This window comes from Truepera sp. (assembly GCA_032027045.1).
In the GTDB taxonomy this organism is placed as follows: domain Bacteria; phylum Deinococcota; class Deinococci; order Deinococcales; family Trueperaceae; genus JAAYYF01.
Map to the genome: position 1 here is coordinate 2,261,727 of JAVSMU010000001.1, position 20,591 is coordinate 2,282,317.

18 protein-coding genes are annotated in these 20,591 nt (G+C 69.8%); 10 read left to right on the plus strand and 8 right to left on the minus strand.

What is annotated here, in order from left to right; translation table 11 throughout:
• Position 1: 1 nt before the first annotated feature.
• Positions 2 to 1,357: a UDP-glucose/GDP-mannose dehydrogenase family protein gene (locus tag ROY82_10370; protein ID MDT3682861.1), complete on the minus strand. Its 1,356-nt coding sequence runs from the start codon at positions 1,355 to 1,357 to the stop codon at positions 2 to 4.
• A 178-nt stretch (positions 1,358 to 1,535) separates the two neighbouring features.
• On the opposite strand from ROY82_10370, the gene ROY82_10375 reads away from it, so the two are divergent.
• Positions 1,536 to 2,918 (plus strand): hypothetical protein, encoded by a 1,383-nt coding sequence (locus ROY82_10375; GenBank protein ID MDT3682862.1) that lies wholly within the window; start codon positions 1,536 to 1,538, stop codon positions 2,916 to 2,918.
• A gap of 4 nt (positions 2,919 to 2,922) precedes the next feature.
• Here the strand turns inward: ROY82_10375 and ROY82_10380 are convergent, their stop codons facing one another.
• Complete coding sequence (locus ROY82_10380) at positions 2,923 to 3,471, minus strand: NYN domain-containing protein (GenBank protein MDT3682863.1); 549 nt, start codon at positions 3,469 to 3,471, stop codon at positions 2,923 to 2,925.
• 161 nt (positions 3,472 to 3,632) lie between these two features.
• Complete coding sequence (locus tag ROY82_10385; protein MDT3682864.1) at positions 3,633 to 4,130, minus strand: GNAT family N-acetyltransferase; 498 nt, start codon at positions 4,128 to 4,130, stop codon at positions 3,633 to 3,635.
• An 82-nt stretch (positions 4,131 to 4,212) separates the two neighbouring features.
• Between ROY82_10385 and metK the strand changes: the two genes are divergently transcribed.
• Positions 4,213 to 5,385, plus strand: a complete 1,173-nt coding sequence (gene metK / locus ROY82_10390) for a methionine adenosyltransferase (GenBank protein ID MDT3682865.1) — start codon at positions 4,213 to 4,215, stop codon at positions 5,383 to 5,385.
• Between the two features lie 62 nt (positions 5,386 to 5,447).
• The gene (locus ROY82_10395; protein ID MDT3682866.1) at positions 5,448 to 6,293 is read left to right on the plus strand and encodes a hypothetical protein; all 846 of its coding nucleotides are present in this window, start codon (positions 5,448 to 5,450) and stop codon (positions 6,291 to 6,293) included.
• On the opposite strand, the gene fusA is transcribed toward ROY82_10395, so the two are convergent.
• Positions 6,286 to 8,328 (minus strand): elongation factor G, encoded by a 2,043-nt coding sequence (gene fusA / locus ROY82_10400; GenBank protein ID MDT3682867.1) that lies wholly within the window; start codon positions 8,326 to 8,328, stop codon positions 6,286 to 6,288. The genes ROY82_10395 and fusA overlap by 8 nt on opposite strands.
• 105 nt (positions 8,329 to 8,433) lie before the next feature.
• On the opposite strand from fusA, the gene ROY82_10405 reads away from it, so the two are divergent.
• On the plus strand, positions 8,434 to 9,102 hold the full coding sequence (locus tag ROY82_10405) for a CYTH domain-containing protein (GenBank protein ID MDT3682868.1): 669 nt from the start codon (positions 8,434 to 8,436) through the stop codon (positions 9,100 to 9,102).
• A gap of 19 nt (positions 9,103 to 9,121) precedes the next feature.
• Here ROY82_10405 and ROY82_10410 read toward each other — a convergent pair whose 3' ends face one another.
• Complete coding sequence (locus ROY82_10410) at positions 9,122 to 9,880, minus strand: SDR family NAD(P)-dependent oxidoreductase (protein MDT3682869.1); 759 nt, start codon at positions 9,878 to 9,880, stop codon at positions 9,122 to 9,124.
• 107 nt (positions 9,881 to 9,987) lie between these two features.
• On the opposite strand from ROY82_10410, the gene glyA reads away from it, so the two are divergent.
• Positions 9,988 to 11,223: a serine hydroxymethyltransferase gene (gene glyA / locus ROY82_10415; GenBank protein ID MDT3682870.1), complete on the plus strand. Its 1,236-nt coding sequence runs from the start codon at positions 9,988 to 9,990 to the stop codon at positions 11,221 to 11,223.
• 121 nt (positions 11,224 to 11,344) lie between these two features.
• On the opposite strand, the gene ROY82_10420 is transcribed toward glyA, so the two are convergent.
• The gene (locus ROY82_10420; protein MDT3682871.1) at positions 11,345 to 12,820 is read right to left on the minus strand and encodes a HAMP domain-containing protein; all 1,476 of its coding nucleotides are present in this window, start codon (positions 12,818 to 12,820) and stop codon (positions 11,345 to 11,347) included.
• Entirely contained in the window at positions 12,817 to 13,626 is an 810-nt protein-coding gene (locus ROY82_10425; GenBank protein ID MDT3682872.1) for a DUF4388 domain-containing protein, read from the minus strand. The genes ROY82_10420 and ROY82_10425 overlap by 4 nt, the downstream gene beginning before the upstream one ends.
• 187 nt (positions 13,627 to 13,813) lie before the next feature.
• Between ROY82_10425 and ROY82_10430 the strand changes: the two genes are divergently transcribed.
• The 4 genes from ROY82_10430 to ROY82_10445 all read left to right on the plus strand — a co-directional run bounded on the left by ROY82_10430 (position 13,814) and on the right by ROY82_10445 (position 19,302).
• A complete protein-coding gene (locus ROY82_10430; protein ID MDT3682873.1) occupies positions 13,814 to 14,803 on the plus strand; it encodes an isocitrate/isopropylmalate dehydrogenase family protein in 990 nt (329 codons plus the stop codon).
• An 82-nt stretch (positions 14,804 to 14,885) separates the two neighbouring features.
• A complete protein-coding gene (locus ROY82_10435) occupies positions 14,886 to 15,749 on the plus strand; it encodes a permease-like cell division protein FtsX (protein MDT3682874.1) in 864 nt (287 codons plus the stop codon).
• 73 nt (positions 15,750 to 15,822) lie between these two features.
• Positions 15,823 to 17,130 carry a peptidoglycan DD-metalloendopeptidase family protein gene (locus ROY82_10440; protein ID MDT3682875.1) on the plus strand — a complete coding sequence of 436 codons (1,308 nt, stop codon included), beginning with the start codon at positions 15,823 to 15,825 and terminating at the stop codon, positions 17,128 to 17,130.
• Between the two features lie 57 nt (positions 17,131 to 17,187).
• Positions 17,188 to 19,302 (plus strand): adenylate/guanylate cyclase domain-containing protein, encoded by a 2,115-nt coding sequence (locus ROY82_10445; protein ID MDT3682876.1) that lies wholly within the window; start codon positions 17,188 to 17,190, stop codon positions 19,300 to 19,302.
• Positions 19,303 to 19,309: 7 nt separating this feature from the next.
• Here ROY82_10445 and ROY82_10450 read toward each other — a convergent pair whose 3' ends face one another.
• On the minus strand, positions 19,310 to 20,176 hold the full coding sequence (locus ROY82_10450; GenBank protein ID MDT3682877.1) for a hypothetical protein: 867 nt from the start codon (positions 20,174 to 20,176) through the stop codon (positions 19,310 to 19,312).
• 50 nt (positions 20,177 to 20,226) lie between these two features.
• Here ROY82_10450 and ROY82_10455 point away from each other — a divergent pair, with 50 nt between their 5' ends.
• Complete coding sequence (locus tag ROY82_10455; GenBank protein MDT3682878.1) at positions 20,227 to 20,550, plus strand: DUF1043 family protein; 324 nt, start codon at positions 20,227 to 20,229, stop codon at positions 20,548 to 20,550.
• The last annotated feature ends 41 nt before the right edge of the window (positions 20,551 to 20,591 follow it).

Consider the following 20,591-nt stretch of genomic DNA (forward strand, 5'->3'; position numbering starts at 1 on the left):
CCTAGCGCCCGATGCCCACGTACTTCAGGCCCGCCTCCGTCACGGCGCTCGCCTGAAGCATGTTGCGCGCGTCGAGCACGAGATCGCCGCGCATCTCGCCTGCGAGGGTGGAGAAGTCCAGCTGCCTGTACTGGGGCCAGTCGGTAACGACCACCAGGGCGTCGCAACCCAGGGCCAGTTCGGTCTCGGACTCCGCGTACTGCACGGGCAGGTCCGGGTAGAACGCCCTGGCGTTGGGCATGGCCACGGGGTCGTGAACCTTCAAGACCGCGCCGCGCTCGGTCAACTCGCGGATGAGGGTGAGGGCGGGCGCGTCGCGCAGGTCGTCGGTGTTGCCCTTGAAGGCGAGGCCCAGGAGGCCGATGGTGGTGCCGCGCAGGACCTTGAGGTGCTGCTGCAGCTTCTCGACGACGTAGAGACGCTGACGGCGGTTGACGTCGACGGCCGCGCGCACGATGGGCATCTGGTAGTCGTACGAGCCGCCCAGGGCCAACACGGCCGCCGTGTCCTTCCCGAAGCAGCTGCCGCCCCAACCGATCCCCGCGTTTAGGAACTTGCTACCGATGCGGTTGTCGAGACCGATGGCCCGCGCCACCTCGACGATGTCGGCGCCGACCTTCTCCGCGAGCACGCTGAACTCGTTGATGAAACTGATCTTGGTGGCGAGGAAGGCGTTGGCGGCGTACTTCGTCAGCTCGGCGCTGGTGGTCGTGGTCGTGATGAGCGGGGGCAACTCGAAGCGTTCCGGACGGGGGGTGCCGGGGGGAGCCTCGAAGGTCTGCTCGAGGATGGGCGAATAGAGTTCGCGCATGACGGCCCACGGGTAGGGCGTGTCGCTGCCCACCACGATCCGGTCCGGGTAGAGGCTGTCGTGGACCGCGCGTCCCTCCGCGAGGAACTCGGGGTTGGAGGCGATGTGGACGTCGGCACTTACGCCCCTCGCCTCGAGCCGGCGCGCGATGATCCCTTGCACGTGACGCGCGCTGCCCACGGGAACGGTCGACTTGTTGACGACCACCAGCCGCGCGCCCTCGGTTATGCGGTCGGCTACGTCGTTGGCCGCGGCGTCTACGTAGGAGAGGTCGGCGTCGCCGTTCTCCTTCGAAGGGGTACCCACGGCGATGAGCACCACCCCCTCGCCAGACAGCTCGGGGATGCTCGTGCGGAAGGCGGAGCGCTGCTTGCCCGCCGCCATCAACTCCAGCAGCCCGCCTTCGTGGATCGTCGGGACACCGGAGGCCAGCTTCTCGATGATGCTCGCCTTCTTGTCGACGAAGGTCACTTCATGACCCAGGTAGGCCAGGGCCGCACCGGTCGTCAGGCCGACGTAGCCGGTTCCTATGATGGTTACTCTCATGGGCCCATCCTACGTGGCGGACCCTCCTGGCCGCCGGGAAGAAAGTCCGCCACGCCTTTGTAATAGGCCGTTACAGTTAAGCCAGGTTTCCGGGCTATCTTGTGCTCCAACTCGACAAGGCGCAACGCTGGGGGCAGGTGCGATCACCGTCTGGGCCGGCGCGCCGAAGGGGCCGTCGGTGGAGAGAACGCCGCACGTCAACACCCGCCGTTTCGCCGCGGGCGGATACGCACCCACGTTAGCCGCGCTCACGCTGGCGCTACTCGCCTCCGCGCTCGCCGCCCCCACCTGCACGGACGCCTTGCAGGCGGATCTCGAGGCGGCCCTGCAGGCCGAGTCGTCCGCCAGGTGGACGCGCGAGGACGATGTCGCGCGGCGCAGGGCCGATTTCGAACTGGCCCGCCTCGGCGTCACGGCCAGCATCGGCCTGCGGCCGAGCATCGGCGTGGGGCACGGGCTCGACTTCGAAGAAGGCGTCGAGGCGCTCGACCTGGTTGGCTACCAGTTCGATGCCGCACTGGGCTACAGCTACGACGAGGTGCGCATAGCTCGGAGCCAAGCGGCACTGGTCGGAGCCCTGAGCAGGCTAGAGGCGCAGCGCAGGACCGACGTCTTGAACGCGCTCGTCGCCCTCAGCCGCTTGCGGGTGGCGGAACGGGCCGAAGCCGCGGCACATGCCGAGCTCGCTCTCGCCCTCGGCGGCCTGAGCCGGGCGGAGGCCACCGCCGCGGAGCACGCGGCGGACCCTGACTACGCGCCCCTGCCCGGGAGTAAGGAGGCCCAAGACCTGGGAGCGCGGCCTCCCGCCGAGCCCCCGTTCCTTCGCGAAGCGCGCCTACAGGCGCGGCGGGCCGAGCTCGATCTGGAGGACGCGCATACCAGCGTCGCCACGCAGTTGGCGGCGCTGGCGGCCCTCGGGGTTACACCGCCGGCGCCGGTGGACGGCGCGTGCCCGCTCGGCCCCCTCGACGTGCCTAGCGCCGGCCCCGGCGAGACCCTCGCCCGCCAGGCTCTGCTGGTTGCGCTGCAGCTCGCGGAGGCCCAGCTAGGCCGGGCCGCGTGGGCGCCAGTGCGCGAGCTGAACCTCGAGGCGCAATACCAGGAGGGCGGGGCCAGGGCGGCGGCCAGCGCCGGCATCGCCGGCGGCAAGCCCAACGCCGGCGTTGCGTTCCGCTTGAGCCCGACGGGCAAGGACGCCTGGCGCGTCCGGCTGAGCGCCAACCTGAGACTGGACGAGAGCATGGGGGCGGCCATCGCCGACGCGGAGGCCGCCGTCCACAGGGCGCGGCAGGAACTGGCGGCGTTCGACGAAGCAGGCGCCGCCGCTGATGGTGTCGCTCGGCAGGCCCTAACGCGCGCCTGGGCCGAGGTCGAGGTCTTGGACGAGACGCTGCAACTGGCGGTCCTCAAGCGCGACGACCCCGCCGAGGCGCGCTACTTGCCCCGGAACACACAAGCCGTCGCGAGGGCGCTGGATGCCCGCGAACGGGGTCTGCAGGCGTACTTCAGGGCCTACGCGGCGTACCTTGGCACCATCGAAGTTGCCTGGCCGTCACGTTGAATGTCTACTTCGGGAGGAAGATCCCGTCTACCTCACCGAGGCCGACGAACCTGTCGGCGAGGTCCTGCAAGGACTGGCCGGCCACCTCGCGGAAAGCCATGACCTCGACCCGCTTGCCCCGTTCTTGCGCCAGCTCGAGGATGGGGGCGAAGTCGCCGTCGCCGCTGGCGAGCACGATGACGTCTGCGTGGTCGAAGGTCCGGACGATGCCGGCGGCGATGCCCATGTCCCAGTCGCCCTCGAGCTTCACGGCGCCATCGTCGTCTACCCGGTGCACGCGCACCTTGCGGCGCTTCACGCGGTAGCCGAGAGCCGACAGCTTGCCGAAGAAGCCGTAGGCGGAGGAATCGCCGTCGCGCTCCACCACGTAGGCGTCGGCGTGCGCCAGTCGCCGCCCCCTCACGGCGGCCTCGAGGAGCCGCTCGTAGTCGACGCTGGCGTTGTGGTTGTCACGCGCGGCGTAGTAGAGGTTCTGGGTATCGACGAACAGCGCCACGCGCTGCCCCGGTTCCTCGCCAAGAGCGGTGGGCACGCCCGCTGAGGTGATGGACACGCCACCTGAGGCGGTGGGCGCACCCGCTGAAGCACTTACCCTATCCGCTGGGTCGGTGGACACGCCGGCCGAGTCGGCCCGCGTAGCAGGCGAGTTCTTGGACTCCACGGCGGTCAGTTTACCCCGCTACCCGCTAGCACCAAAGCTGTGCACCCTGCGCGTCAACCCAGCCACTTGCCCATCACGAGGTTGTCCTCGAACCCCTCGCCCTCGCCGGCCAGGCGCTTCACCTGGCGCCTCTCTCGACCCTCGAGTGTGAAGCCCTCGCTCTCGTACAGCCTCACCGCGGCAGCGTTGCCGGCCCTCACGTTCAACGACATCTTCAGGACGCCCACGCGCCGGCACCACTCGTAACCAGCGCCCAGCAGCGCCCTGGCGGCCCCCCGCCGCCTGGCCGGCGGCGCCACCGCCAGCGTGAGGATCGCCACGTGCTCCAGGCGCCGGGCCACTGGGCGGTGAAGCTCGAGCCAACCCATCAGCGCGCCGCCCTCCACTGCTACGGCGTAGTAGCTGCGGGTCGTGCGCGCGCCGATGCGTGCAGCCAGCGAACCTGCGCTCTCGGCGCCGTCACCCACGAACGACCCGCCCTCGCGGTAGATGCCCGCCAAGAGGCTCCGCACGGCCTCGGCGTCGTCCGGTGTCGCGGTTCTTACGTTCACCATCCGATTATAGGAGCAGCCCTGATATCCTTGGCGGCGCCACCGGCCACCCCGGCGCGTGGCGAACGTGGAGGTTCTCACCGTGTTGCGCCTCGTTAGCGCTGAATCCGTCACCGAAGGGCACCCCGACAAGCTCGCCGACCGCATCAGCGACAGCGTGCTCGACGCCATACTGCAGCAGGATCCGCACGCGCGGGTGGCAGTCGAGACGTTGCTGACGCGCGGGCTTGCGCTGGTGGCGGGCGAGGTCACCACCAACGCCGACGTGGACGTTCAGGCCATCGTGCGCGAGGCCGCGAGGGACGTGGGTTACACCGACGCCGCCTACGGCTTCGACGCCGACCACAGCGCGGTGCTGATCGCGCTCAGCGAGCAGTCGCCCGACATCAAACAAGGCGTCGACAGGGCGCGGGAGGCAGGCAGCGGCGACGACTTCGACCTCATCGGGGCCGGCGACCAGGGCCTCATGTTCGGCTACGCCACGCTCGAGACCCCGGAACTCATGCCGCTGCCGATCCAGCTGGCGCACCGCATCGCCCAGCGACTGGCACAGGTCAGGCGCGACCGCACGCTCTCGTACCTGCGTCCCGACGGCAAAGCGCAGGTGACGCTGGCTTACGCAGGCGGCGTGGCGGTACACCTTCGCACCATCGTGCTCTCCGCACAGCACGACCCCGACGTCACGCTGGAGCAGATGCGAGCCGACCTCCTGACGCACGTGCTCGAGGCCGTAGTGCCGGCGGACCTGCTCGACGAGCGCTCGAACCTGCTCATCAACCCGACGGGCCGCTTCGTCGAGGGCGGCCCGACCGCCGACGCCGGCCTCACGGGGCGCAAGATCATAGTCGACACCTATGGCGGCGCCGCACCTCACGGCGGCGGGGCGTTCAGCGGCAAGGACCCCACGAAGGTCGACCGCTCCGCGAGCTACTACGCCCGCTTCATCGCCAAGAACGTCGTGGCGGCCGGGCTGGCCGAACGCTGCCAGGTTCAGCTCGCGTACGCCATCGGGGTGGCCCACCCGGTGGGCTTGTACGTCGACACGTTCGGTACCGGCGTCATGCCCGACGAACGACTGGCCGAGCTGGTGCAGCGCGCCTTCGACGCGCGCCCGGCGGCGATAATCGAGCAACTTGGGCTGCGGCGCCCCATCTATGCCGCTACCAGCGCGTACGGCCACTTCGGGCGCGAGGGCTTCCCCTGGGAGAGCCTCTCGCGAGTCGACGAACTCAAGGACTTGGCGGGGCGGGACTAAGGCCCACCAGCACGCGATTTCTCGGTCAATTGTCGCGAGCAGCATGTGTTACATTCAGGATCATGGCCAGGATAGTTTTGGGTAACCGCGAAGGCCTGCTCGCCATTCGCCAAGGTCGAGGTGTGCTGGAGCACCTGGCCGAAGAGTGGCCCGACCTTCATCTCACCCTCCGCACGATCCCCAAAACCGCGGGCCAGGAGTCGGGCCCGCTACTGGCCGCCCTCGAAGCCAACGACATCGGCATCGCCGTGGCGCAGCTAGACGCCCTCCCTCCCTCGCTGCCCGAGGGAATCCGGCTGGCCGCCGTCCTCAAACGGGGCGAGCCGCGTTCCGCGTTCGCGGCGAAGGGCCGGGCGCAGTTGGACGCCCTGCCCGAGGGCGCGAGGCTGCTGGTTTCCACCGAGCGTGACGCCTCCTTCCTGGCCGCGACGCAGGCGGCCATGGAGGTCGAGATCGATCGGTCGGCCCCCGAAGCCCTTCTGGCTCGCCTTGGAGTGGGTGCGGACGCGGTCATCTTGCCCGCCGCCACGCTCGTCACCTTGGGCCTGAGAAGCGCGATCGACACGCTGATCGACGAGACGGTATTCACGCCCGCGCCCGGCCAGGGCGCCATCGGGCTGCTGGTGCGCGAGGACGACGACCTCGCGTACGAGACGGCCTACTCGCTGCAGCACCGACCGAGCTTCGACCGCGTTCGGGCCGAGCTGGCTTTCGCCTCCGAGCTGCCGGGGCGGAACGTGGGCGCCAGCGCTACCGTCAACGACGAGTTCGAACTGACGTTGCTCGGGGCGGTTGCGGAGGGCTCCACCATCCTCCAGGCGACCGTGTCGGGCGAGGCGCGCGAGGCCGAGGACCTCGCGCGCGAACTCGCGAAAGACGTCGTCGAGCAGCTGGCGGGCCTCAGGTAGCGGCCTGCTTGATGTCGGCCAGCACCTTGTCGGCCGTCTGCTGCGGGACGGTCTCGTAGCGGTCCACCTTGAGGGAATAGGCGCCGCGGCCACCGGTCATGCTCCGCAGGTCGGCCGAGTACGCCTGGATCTCGGCGAGGGGCACGTGCGCGCTGACCACGCTGACCGAGCCTTCGCTGTCCATGCCCAATATGCGCCCGCGGCGCGTGTTGAGGTCCGAGATGACGTCCCCCGTGAACCGGTCGGGCACGCGCACCTTGATGAGCGCCAGCGGCTCCAGGAGGATCGGCTTGGCCTGCAACAGCGCCTCGCGCATGGCCTGCGTGGCGGCGAACTGGAACGCGATGTCCTTCGAGTCGACCGGGTGGTCCTTGCCGTCGTAAACGCAGACCTTCACGTCTTGCAGCGGGAAGCCGCCCAGCACCCCGGCCTCCATTCCCGCCCGGGCGCCTTTCTCGCAGCTCGTCTGGAACTGGGTCGGGATGGTGCCGCCCACGACCTTCCAGTCGAACTCGAAGCCCGACCCGCGCGGTAGCGGCTCCACCGAGAGGGCCACCTCCGCGAACTGGCCGGCTCCGCCCGACTGCTTCTTGTGCCGGTAGCGGGCGTCGGCCTTGCTTTGGATGGTCTCGCGGTAGGCGATGGCGGGCGGGCGGGTCTCCACCTCGACGCCGAAGCGGTCCTTGAGCGCCGCCACGGCGATCTCGAGGTGGACGTGCCCCATGCCCCACAGCACCGTCTCCTTCGTGTCCGGGTTGCGTTCGAGGACGAGGGTGGGATCGGCGCTCGTGACCTTGGCCAGCGCCTCGCCCATCTTGTCCTCGTCCGGACGCGACTTCGGGAAGAGAGCCACGGCCATCACCGGCGACGGCAACCTTATCGGCGAGAGCACGAACTCGGCGCCCGGCGCCGTGAGCGTGTCGCCCGTGCGCACCTCGTCGGCCTTCGTAAGCGCGCCGATCATGCCGGCCGTCAACTCCTTGACCTCGGTGAGGTCCTTGCCCTGGGGCGCGTAGAGGTGCGCCGTGCGCAGGTCGGCCCCGTTGGAGGCGTCCTTGAGCGGCTCGCCCGCCTTGAGTCGGCCCGACAGCACCCGCATCATGGAGACCTTGCCGAGGTAGGGGTCGACGACCGTCTTGAACACGCGGGCACTGAACGGCTGGCCCTCGCCGAGGGTGGGCGCCTCGCCCGATTCGACCGGCAGCGCCCCGTGGTCCTCCACGTGGCGTACCCCCCGGGTGAGGAAGTCGAGCAGCAGGCTGATGCCCATGGCCTTGGTGGCCGACGTAAGGAGCACGGGTGCAAGCTGGTTGCGCCTTACCGCCGCGTAGAAGGCGGCGAGTATGGCCTCCTGGTCGATGCTCGCCTCCTCCAGGTACTGCATCATCAGCTCGTCGTCCGTCTCCACCACGGCCTCTACCAGGCGGTCGCGGTACTCCTGCGCCAGGCCCTCGACCTCCTCGGGAATGGGTATCTCGGCAGGCTCGCCGTTCGACCACTCGTAGGCGCGCATGGTGAGCAGGTCGACGATTCCCCGGAAATCCTCCGCCTGCCCTATCGGTAGCTGGATGGCGGCGATGTTGCCCGGCAGGCTGGCCTCGATGTCGGCCATGGTGCGGAAGAAGTCGGCGTTCTCGCGGTCCATCTTGTTGATGACGAACATGGTCGAGAGCTCGCGCTCGAAGCTCGAAGTCCAGACGCGCTCGGTCCCGACCGCGACGCCGGAGACCGCCGACACGACTATGAGGGCCGCGTCCGCGGCCGCCTGCGCTCCGCGGATCTCGCTCACGAAATCGGCGTAGCCCGGCGTGTCTATGACGTTGAACTCCTCACCCTTCCAGGTGAGGGGGTGCACGCTCGAGTAGATGGAGATCTTGCGGCGCTTCTCCTCCGGGGTCACGTCGGAGGCGGTAGTGCCGTCCTCGACCTTGCCCAGGGTGGTGATGGCGCCCGCGCGGTAGAGCATGGCCTCCACCAGCGACGTCTTCCCGGCGCCGCTATGCGACAAGACGGCCACGTTGCGGATCTGAGACATCTCGCACCTTCCTTGTTACAGCGGCCGTGGCCGCGAAGTCACCCGCTCATGCTGCGCCCGTTTGACCGAGTTTAGCACCGGCCGCCAAGGCGGTTACACTCGGTCGTGCCGCGCGAGCTGGAACTCAAGTACTCCTCGCTGGAGGGCCGGGTGCCCGACCTGGAGCAGCTTTCCGCCGCGCTGAGCGCACTGGGCGTGCAGGTGCGCCCCGGCGGGACGCACCACCAGGTCGACGTCTACTTCGACGACGGCGCCCTTTCCCTCGAGCGCAGCGGCCTGGCCCTGCGCGTCCGCACCGCCGCGGGGGCACGCGTCGCCACCGTCAAGAGCCGCGGCGACGCCGTGGCAGGCGTGTTCGAGCGCGAGGAGCTGGAGGCGCCGCTGCCGCCGACGCCGGCCGGCGGCCGTGACCTCGGACCGGTGCCCTGGCCGCCGGCCGTAGCGCAACGCCTCGAGGGGATGGTCGACTTGGGAAAGCTGGGGCCGCGGCTCGAGATAGCCACGACCCGCGAACTGTTCCTACTGGAACGTGGCGGCCGGCCGCTCGCCGAGCTGAGCTTCGACGAGGTCTCGTGCCGGCCTCCCCACGAGCGTGGTGACGCCTCCCTCATCCGGTCGGCAGAGTTCTCGGAGGTCGAGGTGGAGGCGGCGCCGGGGACCTCGGAGGCGGATCTGCGGGCCATCGGCGAGGCGCTCGAGTCGCTGACGCCCCTCGTGTTGGGCAGCGCCAGCAAGCTCGAGCGCGCCGCCAGCCTGCTGGCGCCATTCCAATGAAGTCGCGGTAGGGGGTCCGCTACCTGGATAGGTAGCCGCCGTCCACCGCGAAGTACGTGCCCGTGACGAACGACGACTTGCTGGATGACAGGAAGACCGCCATGTCGGCGACCTCGTTGGCCTCCCCAAGCCGGCCGACCGGGTGCATCGCGGTGATGACCTCCAGGGCCTCCTTCGGCAGGACCTGAAGGAGCGGCGTGTTGATGAAGCCGGGGCCGATCGCGTTCACGCGGATGCCCTGCTCCGCGTACTCGATGGCCGCGTTCTCGGTGAGGCCCACCACGCCATGCTTGGCGGCCACGTAGGCCGAGGCGCCCGCGAACCCCACCTTGGCCAGGATCGACGCCATGTTCACGATCACCCCGCCGCCCGCCGCCAACATGGCCGGGATCTCGGCCCGCATGCCGTAGAAGACGGAGTTCAGGTTCACGTCGATGACGCGCCGCCAGCCCTCGACCGAGTAATCGGCGACGGGGTTCGACTCGCCCGAGATGCCCGCGTTGTTGCAGGCGACGTGCAGTCCGCCGTAACGCTCGACCGCGGCCTTGACCAGCGCCTCGTTGGCCGCGGGGTCGGCCACGTCGAGGTGGAAGTAGCTGGCGGTGCCGCCCGCTGCCTCGATCGCCGCCACGACCTCCGAGCCCGCTTCGTCGTTCACGTCCGAGACGACGACCTTGGCGCCCTCTCTTGCGTAGGCCTCGGCAACCGCTCGGCCGATGCCGGATCCGGCCCCCGTGACAATCGCAACCTTGCCCTCGAGTAGTCTCGTCATGCTCATCTCGAACCTCCCTGGCGGAACGCGTGCCGCCGCCACGCCTAACAGCGTGTCACGAAGGTTCCTGCTCGCGCCGGGACACTCGGCCCAGGGGGGCTATGATTGCGGCCATGACGCGAAGTGCGCACCACCCCGCCCGCGACGAGCGGATCTTCGAACTCATCGACAAGGAGCTGGAGCGGCAAACGACCGGGCTGGAACTGATCGCCTCGGAGAACTTCGTCTCGCGGCAGGTCATGGAGGCCGTCGGCTCCGTGCTCACAAACAAGTACGCCGAGGGCTACCCGGGCAAGCGCTACTACGGCGGCTGCGAGGTGGTCGACGAGGTGGAACGGCTCGCCATCGACCGCGCCAAGGAACTCTTCGGCGCCGCCTGGGCAAACGTGCAGCCGCACTCGGGCTCGAGCGCCAACTTCGCGGTCTACTACGCGCTGCTGGAGCATGGCGACAAGGTCCTCGGCATGGACCTGGCGCACGGCGGCCACCTCACGCACGGCTCGCCCGTCAACTTCTCGGGGCGCTCGTACGAGGTGGTCGGCTATCCGGTGGACCGCGAGACCGAGACCATCGACTATGACGGGCTCAGGCGGCTCGCCCTCGAGCACCGTCCCAAGATGATCATCGCCGGCGCCAGCGCCTACAGCCGCTTCATCGACTTCGCCCGGTTCCGCGCGGTGGCCGACGAGGTGGGCGCCATCCTCTTCGCGGACGTGGCCCACATCGCTGGGCCCATCGCGGTGGGCCTGCACCCTCACCCCCTCCCTCACGCGCACGTCGTCTCGAGCACCACGCACAAGACGCTGAGGGGTCCGCGCGGCGGCCTGATCTTCGGCAACGACGAGGAGATCGGCAAGAAGATCGACCGCACCATCTTCCCCGGCATCCAGGGTGGTCCGCTCGAGCACGTAATAGCCGGGAAGGCGGTGGCGTTCTTCGAGGCCCTCTCCCCCGGCTTCCACGACTACACCGCCAAGGTCATCGCCAACGCGAAGGCCCTTGCCGCGGCGATGGCCGAGCGGGGCTACCGCATCGTGTCCGGCGGAACGGATAATCACCTGTTCGTCATCGACCTGCAGAACCGGGGCATCAACGGCAACACGGCCAGCAAGCGCCTGGGCAGGGCGGGGATCACGGTCAGCAAGAGCATGGTGCCGTTCGACCCCGAGAAGCCGTGGATAACGTCGGGCATCCGCATCGGCACGCCGGCCATCACCACGCGCGGCTTCGAGACCGCAGAGATGGCCAAGGTGGCCGAACTCATCGACCGGGGCCTGCAGGAGGACGACGTCCCGGCGGTCGCCGCCGAGGTTACCGAGATGGCGCGCCGGCACCCCATGCCCGCTTGATCACGTGAGGGACGCGGTCGCGGCGCGCCTAACCGGCTTGTCTGGCAGCGGCGCGCCCAGCCGGCTCGCCGGGCCGCCCCCGCCGGACCACCCCCGGAGTGCAGCGATCACCTTTCGAGCTTCAGCGCCGTCGGCGTAGCCGCTCCATCACCTCGCGCAGGCTGATGCGCATCCGCTCCACGGCGGCGGCGATCTGGCCCAGTTCGTCGTCCCTGTCCAGTTCGACGGACTGCTCGAAGTCGCCGTGGCTGATGCGGTCGGCGGCCACCAGCAGGTAGTTGATCGACTGCCGTAGGCCGCGCGTAAGCGAAAGCACCGCCAGAACCCCGAACAGCACGGGCACCAGGCCGACGAGCAAGGCCGTCAGGAGCGCCCGCCCGAACTGCCGCAGGCCGGTCGGCTCACCGCCGGCCACCAGGGCCGCACTCACGACGCCCTGCCGGTGAACCGGCGCGGCTGCCATTGTGGGTTCGAGGGTGCCCAGGCCGACGAGCGCCGTGAGGTCGCGCCAACTGGCGGACAAGTTGCCGACCCAGTCGCCGGCCGTGGCGTCTTCGGCCGTGGCCGAGCCGTCCAGCGTGGCCTTGGCACGGTCCATGGCGGCCTCGCGGACCGCCTCGGGGAACGCATCGATGCCGGCACGGCCCCGGTACCAGGCCAGGACGGGGGCCTGGTCGCCGTCGATCAGCAAGAGGTAATCGACACCCCTTCCGGGCAGCGTGGCCGCGCCGCGGGCCTGGGCCGCGTTCAGCTCCAGGCGGAGGATGGGCGCGGAGAGCGGCAGGCCTCCCGAGAGCCCTTCCACGGTGGCCGCCACGGCCTCGGCCACGCCCGCCACGCGCTGCTGCTCCTGTTGCCGCAGGATGGGCAGGACGGTCACGGCTACCGCGAGCAGGGCGACCAGAAGCGTCAGGAGAGCAGGCATGGTCGCGGCGCTCGCGATCCGGCGCCGCAGCCCGGTGCGCTCGAGCGCCGGCGGCTCACGCACCAGGGTGGTGAAGGCCGGGTCACGTGGCGGAGCGACGGTGGTCTGACCTGCGACGGGCGCCGCGCGGCCGCGGTCCTCGGTGCGCCTCGGGTCGCGGTCCTGGGTGCGCCTGGGGTCGCGGCCCTCGGCTGCCGCGACGCTCCCGTCCGCCGTTGCGCCCTCGTCCCTCCCGGCCTCGTCGCTCCCGGCCTCGTCCCCAGCGACCTCGTCGCCCCAGGCACCATCCCCGCCAGCCTCGTCCCCCGGAGCCTTGCCGCCGCCGGCCTCCTCCGCCGCGGCAGCCTCCGCCGCGGCAGCCTCCGCGGCCGCCTCGTTCACGGCCGCCTCGAGCGCTGCCCAGGTGTCGGTGATGGACGCTTCCGGCTCGAACTCCACGGCCGGGCCCGTCGCGTTGCCCTCTCGCACCTCCACCACCAGTCCGGCGGCCAGCATGACGCGCTGGACCTTCCTGGCGTCGCGCTCGGGCACGGGGCGCGTCACGGGCCCCGGGGCCCGCTCGAGCAGTTTCAGGACCTTGTCGGGAGGGATGGGTAGGCCGGCGGCCACCTTCTCCGCGACCTCGGGCAGGTCACTCGGCAAAGGCTCCAAGACCAAGACGACATAGTTCAAGGTTTCCTCCCGCGTTCCTGGGCGTCGAGGGCGAACATACCCCTAAGCTCCCCCATCCGCCTGGCGAACTCCAGGCGGCGCTCGCCGCTGGGGAAGGCCCGCACGACTTCCGACACGAACTCGTCCACCAGGCCCGTGGGCAACGCTTCGCCGCTGACGCCGAGCTCGATCAGCGCGTCCTCGACGACGATAGTGCCGACCGGACCCAACAGGTCGACCGCTTCGCGAGTCACCTCGCGCGCGAAGCGCGGATCTGCCACCGTGAGCGATGCGTACTCCACCAACTCGTGCTCGATGAGTTCGTCCGCCGCTTTCACCAGCGACTCGACCGACTTGCCGGAGCCGGCGGCTAGCTGCCGCAAGCTGCTGGTGCCGTCCAAGTAGCGCCACAAGTGCAACGCGCCTAGCGATAGCAGCACGGAGTCGTCGAGATCACGGTGGGGCGCAACGCGCAGCACGGTGTCCGGGCCGGCCCCGGGGGCGCCCTCGAGCGTTCCGGCATCGGCCAGGTAAGTGGCCTCGAGCAGAACGGTGTCGACGTTGCGGTTCATGCTGCGGCGCGGCGCGGTCACCCCGGCACGGAAGGTGAAGCTGCCCTCGCGCCACTCGAGGAGCGCGGTCAGGGCCGCGAGGTCGTGGAGGGGGCGCGCCTCGACGCAGACGACCTTGCCGCCCTCGAGGTAGATCTGACCATGGCGGCGCGCCGGGTGCACGAGCGACAGGCAGCCCGTGCCCTGGCTGAGCTGCAAGTACTGCAACACGTTGGCAACCACGCCATCTCCCAAACGGCCGTTCAAGGTCGTCACTCCCACACCTCGATCGCCTTGCATGTTACCAACGCGCCGCGCCCGCCGCGCGCCGTGTTAGCTTGTAGCCGCTTCGCCGGACGACCGGCGGCACGTGCGCCTGGCCCGACCTCAGCAGTGACTTCCCAGGGCCACCTCAGGTGCCGGCCCGCCACCCGCCAGCTGGCGCATCCTGAGGAGACACTCCATGTACAGCATCTGTTTGATACCCGGTGACGGCATCGGTCAGGAAGTAATCCCGGCCGCCCGCCGCTTACTGGAAGCCACGGGTCTGCCGCTCGAGTTCAGCGTCGCCGAGGCGGGCTGGGAAACGTTCCAGGCGCGCGGCACGAGCGTACCCCCCGCCACCCTGGAGACCGTACGCGCCGCCGACGCCACCCTCGCCGGCGCCTTCACCAGCCCGTCGAAACGAGTGGAGGGGCATCAGGGCGCCATCCGCTACATGCGCCGTACCCTCGACCTGTTCTCCAACCTCAGGCCCGCGCGCTCCCGGCCGGTGCCGGGCGCCGTTCGCGGCATCGACATGCTCATGGTGCGCGAGAACACCGAGGGCCTCTACGTGGAGAAGGAGCGGCGCTACGGCGACGTTGCCATCGCGGACGCCGTCGTCACCCGCCGGGCAAGCGAGCGCATTGCCCGCGTGGCGCTCGACCAGGCCATGCGCCGGCGCAAGAACCTGGCCGTCGTGCACAAGGCCAACGTCCTACCCCTGACGTCGGGGCTCTTCCTTGACACGGTCATGGAGGTCGCGAAGGAGTACCCGGAGGTCGACACGTACGACATCATCGTGGACGCGGCCGCGATGAAGCTAGTACGCGCACCGACAACGTTCGACGTGCTCGTCTCCACCAACCTCTTCGGCGACATCCTCTCCGACCTCATGGCGGGCCTCACCGGCGGCTTGGGCATTGCTCCGAGCGCCAACGTGGGCGAGAAGTACGCCATCTTCGAGCCCGTCCACGGCAGCGCGCCCGACATCGCCGGACGCGGCATCGCCAACCCTACGGCCACGTTCCTCACGGCCGCGATGCTGCTGGACCACTTGGGTGAGCAGGCCGCCGCGCGCAGGGTCAATGCCGCGGTCGACGCAGTCCTCAAGGGCGGCGAACTGACCCCCGACCTGGGCGGGGCCGCTACCACGGCGAGCTTCACCGATGCCGTCATCGCGGCGCTCTGACCCGACCCGGCACCGTCGAAGGTAATATTGCTCCCGTGACCCGACAGGGCGTGGCCAGTTCAGCGGCAGGGAGGTCGCGCGCATGATGTACGCCTTCTTGCAGGCCATGCGCGCCATCCGCGGCAACTGGGTGGCCAGCGTCTCGACCATCACGACCATGACGCTGTCGCTCACCATCCTGGTGGGGTTCAGCCTGCTGTCCGTGAACCTCAACAACGCCCTAGCAAGCCTGCAGGGCGAGCTCGAAGTGGCCGCCTACTTGCAAGACGGCGCCAACGTCCAGCAGTTGACGGAGACGATACGCGCCTGGCCGGAGGTCGAACGCCTCGACTTCGTGAGCAAGGGCCAGGCCCTGGCGGAGATGGTGGCCGACCTCCCTTCGCTCGAGAGAGCTGCCGGCCTCGTCGAGAACCCCCTCCCCGACACCCTGCACCTGCGCCTCTACGACCCGGCGCAGACCTCGCTCGTCAGGCTCCGGCTCGAGCAGTTGCCGGGGGTCCAGGAAGTCGACGATTCGAGCGGCGCGGTCGCCACGTTCCTCGCCCTCAACGACGTCTTGCGCATCGGCGGCTCCATCCTCATCGTGGTGCTGCTCAGCGCCGCGCTGTTCGCCATCGTCAACTCCATCCGCGCGGCGATAACGGCGCGCAAGGAAGAGATCGACGTCATGCGACTCGTGGGCGCGAAGCGTGGGTTCATCCGGCTGCCGTTCCTCTTCGAGGGGTTCCTGCTGGGGCTCATCAGCGCCGTTTTGGCCCTCGGCCTGGCCATTCCCGCCTACCAGGTGGCGGTCATGCGGCTCTCCGAACAGTTCGCGTTCGTGCCGTTCGTTCGCGACGCCGCGCTGCTCGGCTGGATCGCCGGGCTACTCGCCCTCCTGGCGATGCTGGTGGGCTTGGTGGGTAGCGCGATAGCCGTGAGCCAACACCTGCGCGAGGAGCACTAGGCCGCACACCGCCATGGTCCGCACGTACTCCGGCGACCACGGGCCACTTACCGACCACGGTTACACTTGGCCCGTGCGGCGCCCCGTCATCCTGCTGTTACTTACCGCCCTGGTGGCTGCCGCGCTCACGCTGGCGCCGCGGGCGTCCGCTCAGGTGGCGCTCACCAGCCCCGGGCTGGAGGCCATCGAGCAGGACCTGCAGAGCTACCAGGCGCTCCTCGCCAAGCGGAACCAGGAACTCGAAGCCATCAAGGCGGCCCTCGGCCAGACAGCCTCGCAGCTCGAGAAGCGCCTGGCGGAGAGGGACAAGGTGAGCAACGACCTCGCGGCCAAGCGCCGGGAGCGTGAGGAACTGCTCGGCCGGATCGCTGCCCTCGAAACGGAGAAGGCCGGCACCGAGGCGCAGATCGCCGCGCTCGATACGCGCCTGGCGCAGATCGGCGAGCGCGTGCAGGCGCTGTTGCTTAGCCACTTCAAGCAGCGGGGGCAGAGGCTCACGGCGGCCTTCACCACCAGCAACTCGTTTCACGACCTGCGGGTGCGCAACCATTACCTGGGGCTGTTGGCGGAGCAGGACGCCAACGTGATCAACGAACTCGACGCCGTCCTGAACGAGCAGCGCGCGGCCAAGGCCCAACTGGAGAGCCAGATCACCGAACTCACCGCGGCCGAAGCCGAACTTGCCAAGGCCGAGGCCGAGTTGGAGGCCACCCGGCAGCGGCTCGAGAGCGTGGTGGCGGAGCTCAACGCGACGCGAGCCGGCCAGCTCGTCCAGCAACAGGCGCTGCTCGAGGAGCAGAACCGCCTCGAGCAGAGCCTCGGTGATCTAGGCCAACAACGGGCCAACGAGATCGCGCGCCTGCGGGCGGAGGAGGAACGGGCTCGTGCCGCCGCCGCCGAGTACGCCCAGGACCGCGACAAACAGTTGGAGCTGGAACGGCAGGCCGACTTGGCGCGCAGCCGCGCGGACGCGCTCGCGGCGCCACTGGCGCCGCTGACGTCGGGGTTCGTGCGGCCGTTCGACGGCGCCAAGCTGATCAGCCGCTTCGGCGAGGGCAACAACTCCTACCTCGGCATCCAGGCGCCCATGAACAACGCCGCCGTGCGTGCGGTTCAGGCGGGCCGCGTCAAGGCGGTCACGTACCTCGGGGCGAACTTCGGCTACATGGTGGCGTTGCAGCACGCCAACGGCATAGTCAGCGTGTACGTCAACCTGCGCCAACCGCTGGTGGGCCTCTACGACACGGTGGCGCAGGGCACGGTCCTGGGCTACCTGGGTGGGGGCACCCTCACACGGCCCGACGTGCTGCAGTTCTACGCCCAACGCGAGACCAGCGCGGGCAACCCGTTCATAGACCCCGCGCCGCTCCTGGGCTGGTAATCTCATGGTCACCTACGTCAACCCCGCACGCCGCCCGAGAAAGCGCGAGGCCAGCTCATGATCTGTTCAGCCTGTGGTGCCGCCAACCCCAGTGGCATGCGTTACTGCGGCATGTGCGGCGTGCGCCTGGGCCGGCAGAGCGTGGCGCGTGAGCGGCGGCGCGTCAGCATGCTCTTCGTCGACATGTCGGGCTTCAGTGGGCTGACGAGGGACCTCGACCCGGAGGACATGCGCGACCTGGCGGACGAGGTGCTGACCGTGGTGACGAGCGTGGTCGAGTCGTACGACGGGTACGTCGACGCCTTGAAGGGAGACGGCCTGCTGGCGCTTTTCGGCGCCCCGCACTCCCACCCCGACGACGCGCTCAGGGCCGTTCTGGCGGGCTCGGCCAGCCTCTCGGCCATCGAGGAAGTGGGTAGGGCACGCAATCTGCCGCTCAAGGGGCGCGCGGGCGTGAACACTGGCATCGTCATCGCGGGCGCCGTCGGGTCGGGGCGCGTGCGCTCTTACACGGTCATGGGAAGCGCCGTCAACATGGCCGCGAGGCTCGAGGAGGCCGCCGAGCCTGGCGAGGTGTGGGTCGGCCCCGAGACGTTCCGCTCCACGCGGAACCGCCTCAGGTACCGCCCCAGCGGGCCGATCGTGTTGCACGGCTTCCCGAACGTGACGTCCGCGAAGGTGTTGGTCGCACAAACGGAGTACGAAGCCGACCCGTACGCTCACGTCGCGTTCGTCGGGCGGGCAGCCGAGCTGGCGCGGCTCCGGGCCCTACATGACGAGGTCGGCACCACGGGCACGGCGCGTGAAGTGTGGGTGGTGGGAGAGGCCGGTCACGGCAAGACCCGGCTCATCAAGGAGTTCCTCGGCAGCTCGAACCCGGCGCCGCGCTCTTTGTGGTTCGAGCCGTCGCCCGGTGAGGAGTTCGGGTTCGCTGCACTGGGCAGCCAGGTGTTCGGCATCCGCGTCGGTGAGGACACGCGCAGCGCTGCCCCGCGGGTTCAGCACCAGCTCGACGAGCTGCTGCCGGGTGAGCGCCGCTGGCACAGCCTGATCCTGGCCAGCCTCGACCTCGAGCCGCGCACCACCTGGAAGCGGATCGAGCGACGCAGCGTAGACCGCACCAGCCTCGCCTGGCGCGACCTGCTGTTGGCGCTTAGCAAGCGGCCTGCCGCCGGGGCCGACGGCCAAGTCGAGCCGCTCGTGCTGGTCGTCGAGAACGAGCCGCGCGACCCGGCGCTCCACGAGTTCCTGGTCCTGCTGGCGCAGGCGCAGGCGCCGCTGCTCCTCCTGCGCACGGCGCGCAGGTTCAACGACGATTCCCACCCCGCGGCCTTGCACCTGCCGCCACTGAAGCTGGAGGACAGCCTGCGGCTGCTCGCCGAGGTCGCCGGCCCGGCCATGCGCGTGGCGGCCGCCGGGCTCGTCGAGCAGGTCGGCGGCGTCCCCGCTTACGTTCTAGAGCTCGGCCGGGCGCTGTCGGTGGCGTCGGAGGAGTCGTTCTCCGGCTCCCTCGCTTCGTTGCTGCAGGCCCGCCTCGACATGATCGAGGTCCACCATCGCCGGCTCTTGGCGAACGCGGCGTTGGCGGGCGAGGCGGTATGGGAGGGACTGCTGCGAGAACTCGGTGGTCCGTCGGCGGCCAACGACGTGCTGGCGCTGGTGCGCGAGAACATGCTGGTGGCCCAGGCCGTCTCCTCCGTGCCTGGCGACATCGAGTACCGCTTCCAGAGCGAGCTGCTACGTAACGGGGTACTCAGGATGATCCCTTACGGTGAACGGCCGGTGCTCCACCTGCGCATCGCCACCTGGCTCGAGCAGCACGCTCCCCTGGCGTTCTCGGCGTTGACCGCCGAGCACTTCGAGTTGGGCGGCGCCCACGAGGCGGCGTACGCGCACTACCTGGCGGCCGCCGACCTGGCCACGTCGCAAGACGACGGAGCCACCGCCTTCGACCTCTACGAGAAGATCGCCGCGCTCTCGCTCCCCCCGGCGCTCGCCGCGGAGGGCGCGCTCGCGCTGGCCCAGGCGGCCATGAGCCTCGGCGACGACGCCCGGGCCGAGGCCGCGCTGGCGCGGGCCGAGCAGTTGCTGTCGGAGTGCCCCGCCGACGCCCGGGCCAACCTCGGCTTGGTGTTACAGCAGCTGCGCCGAGACCTGGCCATGGTGGTGTGAGGTCCGGTTACCCGGGCTCGCCCGCCGGGCGCTGGGTCCGGCCGAACACCGCGAACCACGGCCTGAAGCTCGGCTCTATCTCTACGAGCTTCCGCGCAAGTTCGCCCCGGTCCGCCGGCGGCAACGCCCCCTTCAGGCGGCGCAGGTAGCCCCAACCTCCGTCCTTGGACATCTCGAGCGCCCTCTCGGCAAAAACACCCTGGTACCAGAGGAGCCGCACCCAGCCGGCGCGGGTGCGCGGGTACTCGAACGAGGCGAGGTCGCTCGCCTCGTGCTCGGTGCCGGCCACTTGCCAGCGTGACCACGCCTCCAGCCGCTCGATCAGGGCCACCTGACCGGTGGCGCGGAGCGCCTGCGCGAAGATGTAGGTGGCGTTCAGCTCGTCGAGCCACTTCAGCCGCGTTCGCAGGCCGCTCAGGTTGGCCACGGCGTGGCCCCACTCGTGACCGACGAGGAGGTCGATGAACTCGCCGGGTTGAGCGGGTGCGCTCACGCCCGCACGCGCCGCGGCCAGCATGACCTCTTCGAAGCGCCGCAGGAGGCGCGGCTGGTAGTCGGCGGCCGCGATGACGGCGGCGTTGCCACCGCCCACCCCGGTGCGCGTGAACGGCAGGCCGTAGGGGTAGCGGCAGACCTTGCGCCAGTCGCCGGGCCCGAGCACGAGGAGGGTAACCGCGGCGTTCGAGTCCAGGGCCCTGAGTGCGCTGGCGTGCAGTGGCTGAAGGAACGCCTGCATCTGCGCGGCCCTGACCCGCGCGCCCGCCGAGTGGCGGGCCGGCAGCACCTCGCCCGGTAGCGGCCGCAGGTACACGCCCGCGAGGGCGGCCTTGGGGTTGGGCGGCGGCGGTGGTTCGTTCGGTTGGCGTGGCGGCATCTGGCGGCAGTGTAGAGGAAGGAAGCTTGCCAGTTGCTATGCTCACCGGCGTGAACGTCTGGGTCTGGGTGGTGATCGCGGCGCTGGTCGGCGTGGTAGCCGGGTGGTTCCTGGCCAACGCCCTGCGGCGCCGGAACCCCAGCGAGCAGCGGCTGCGGCAGATGCAGCTCGTCCTCGACCGCTTCCAGGGGGAGGTCGCGCAGCACTTCCAGGAGTCGGGCGAGCTCATCACCCGGCTGCGCGCGGACGTCGAGTCGCTCTACCGCCACCTCGAGGACGGGGCGTCCAAGCTCACGACGGAGGACGCCGTCCAGGCTCGCCTGCGGCAACTCGAGGAGTTGCCGCCCTCCGCCGACGCCGACCTCGATCACTGAGGCGGGCCTCCGCCCTGCGCACCCCTGGGTGGTCCGACCTT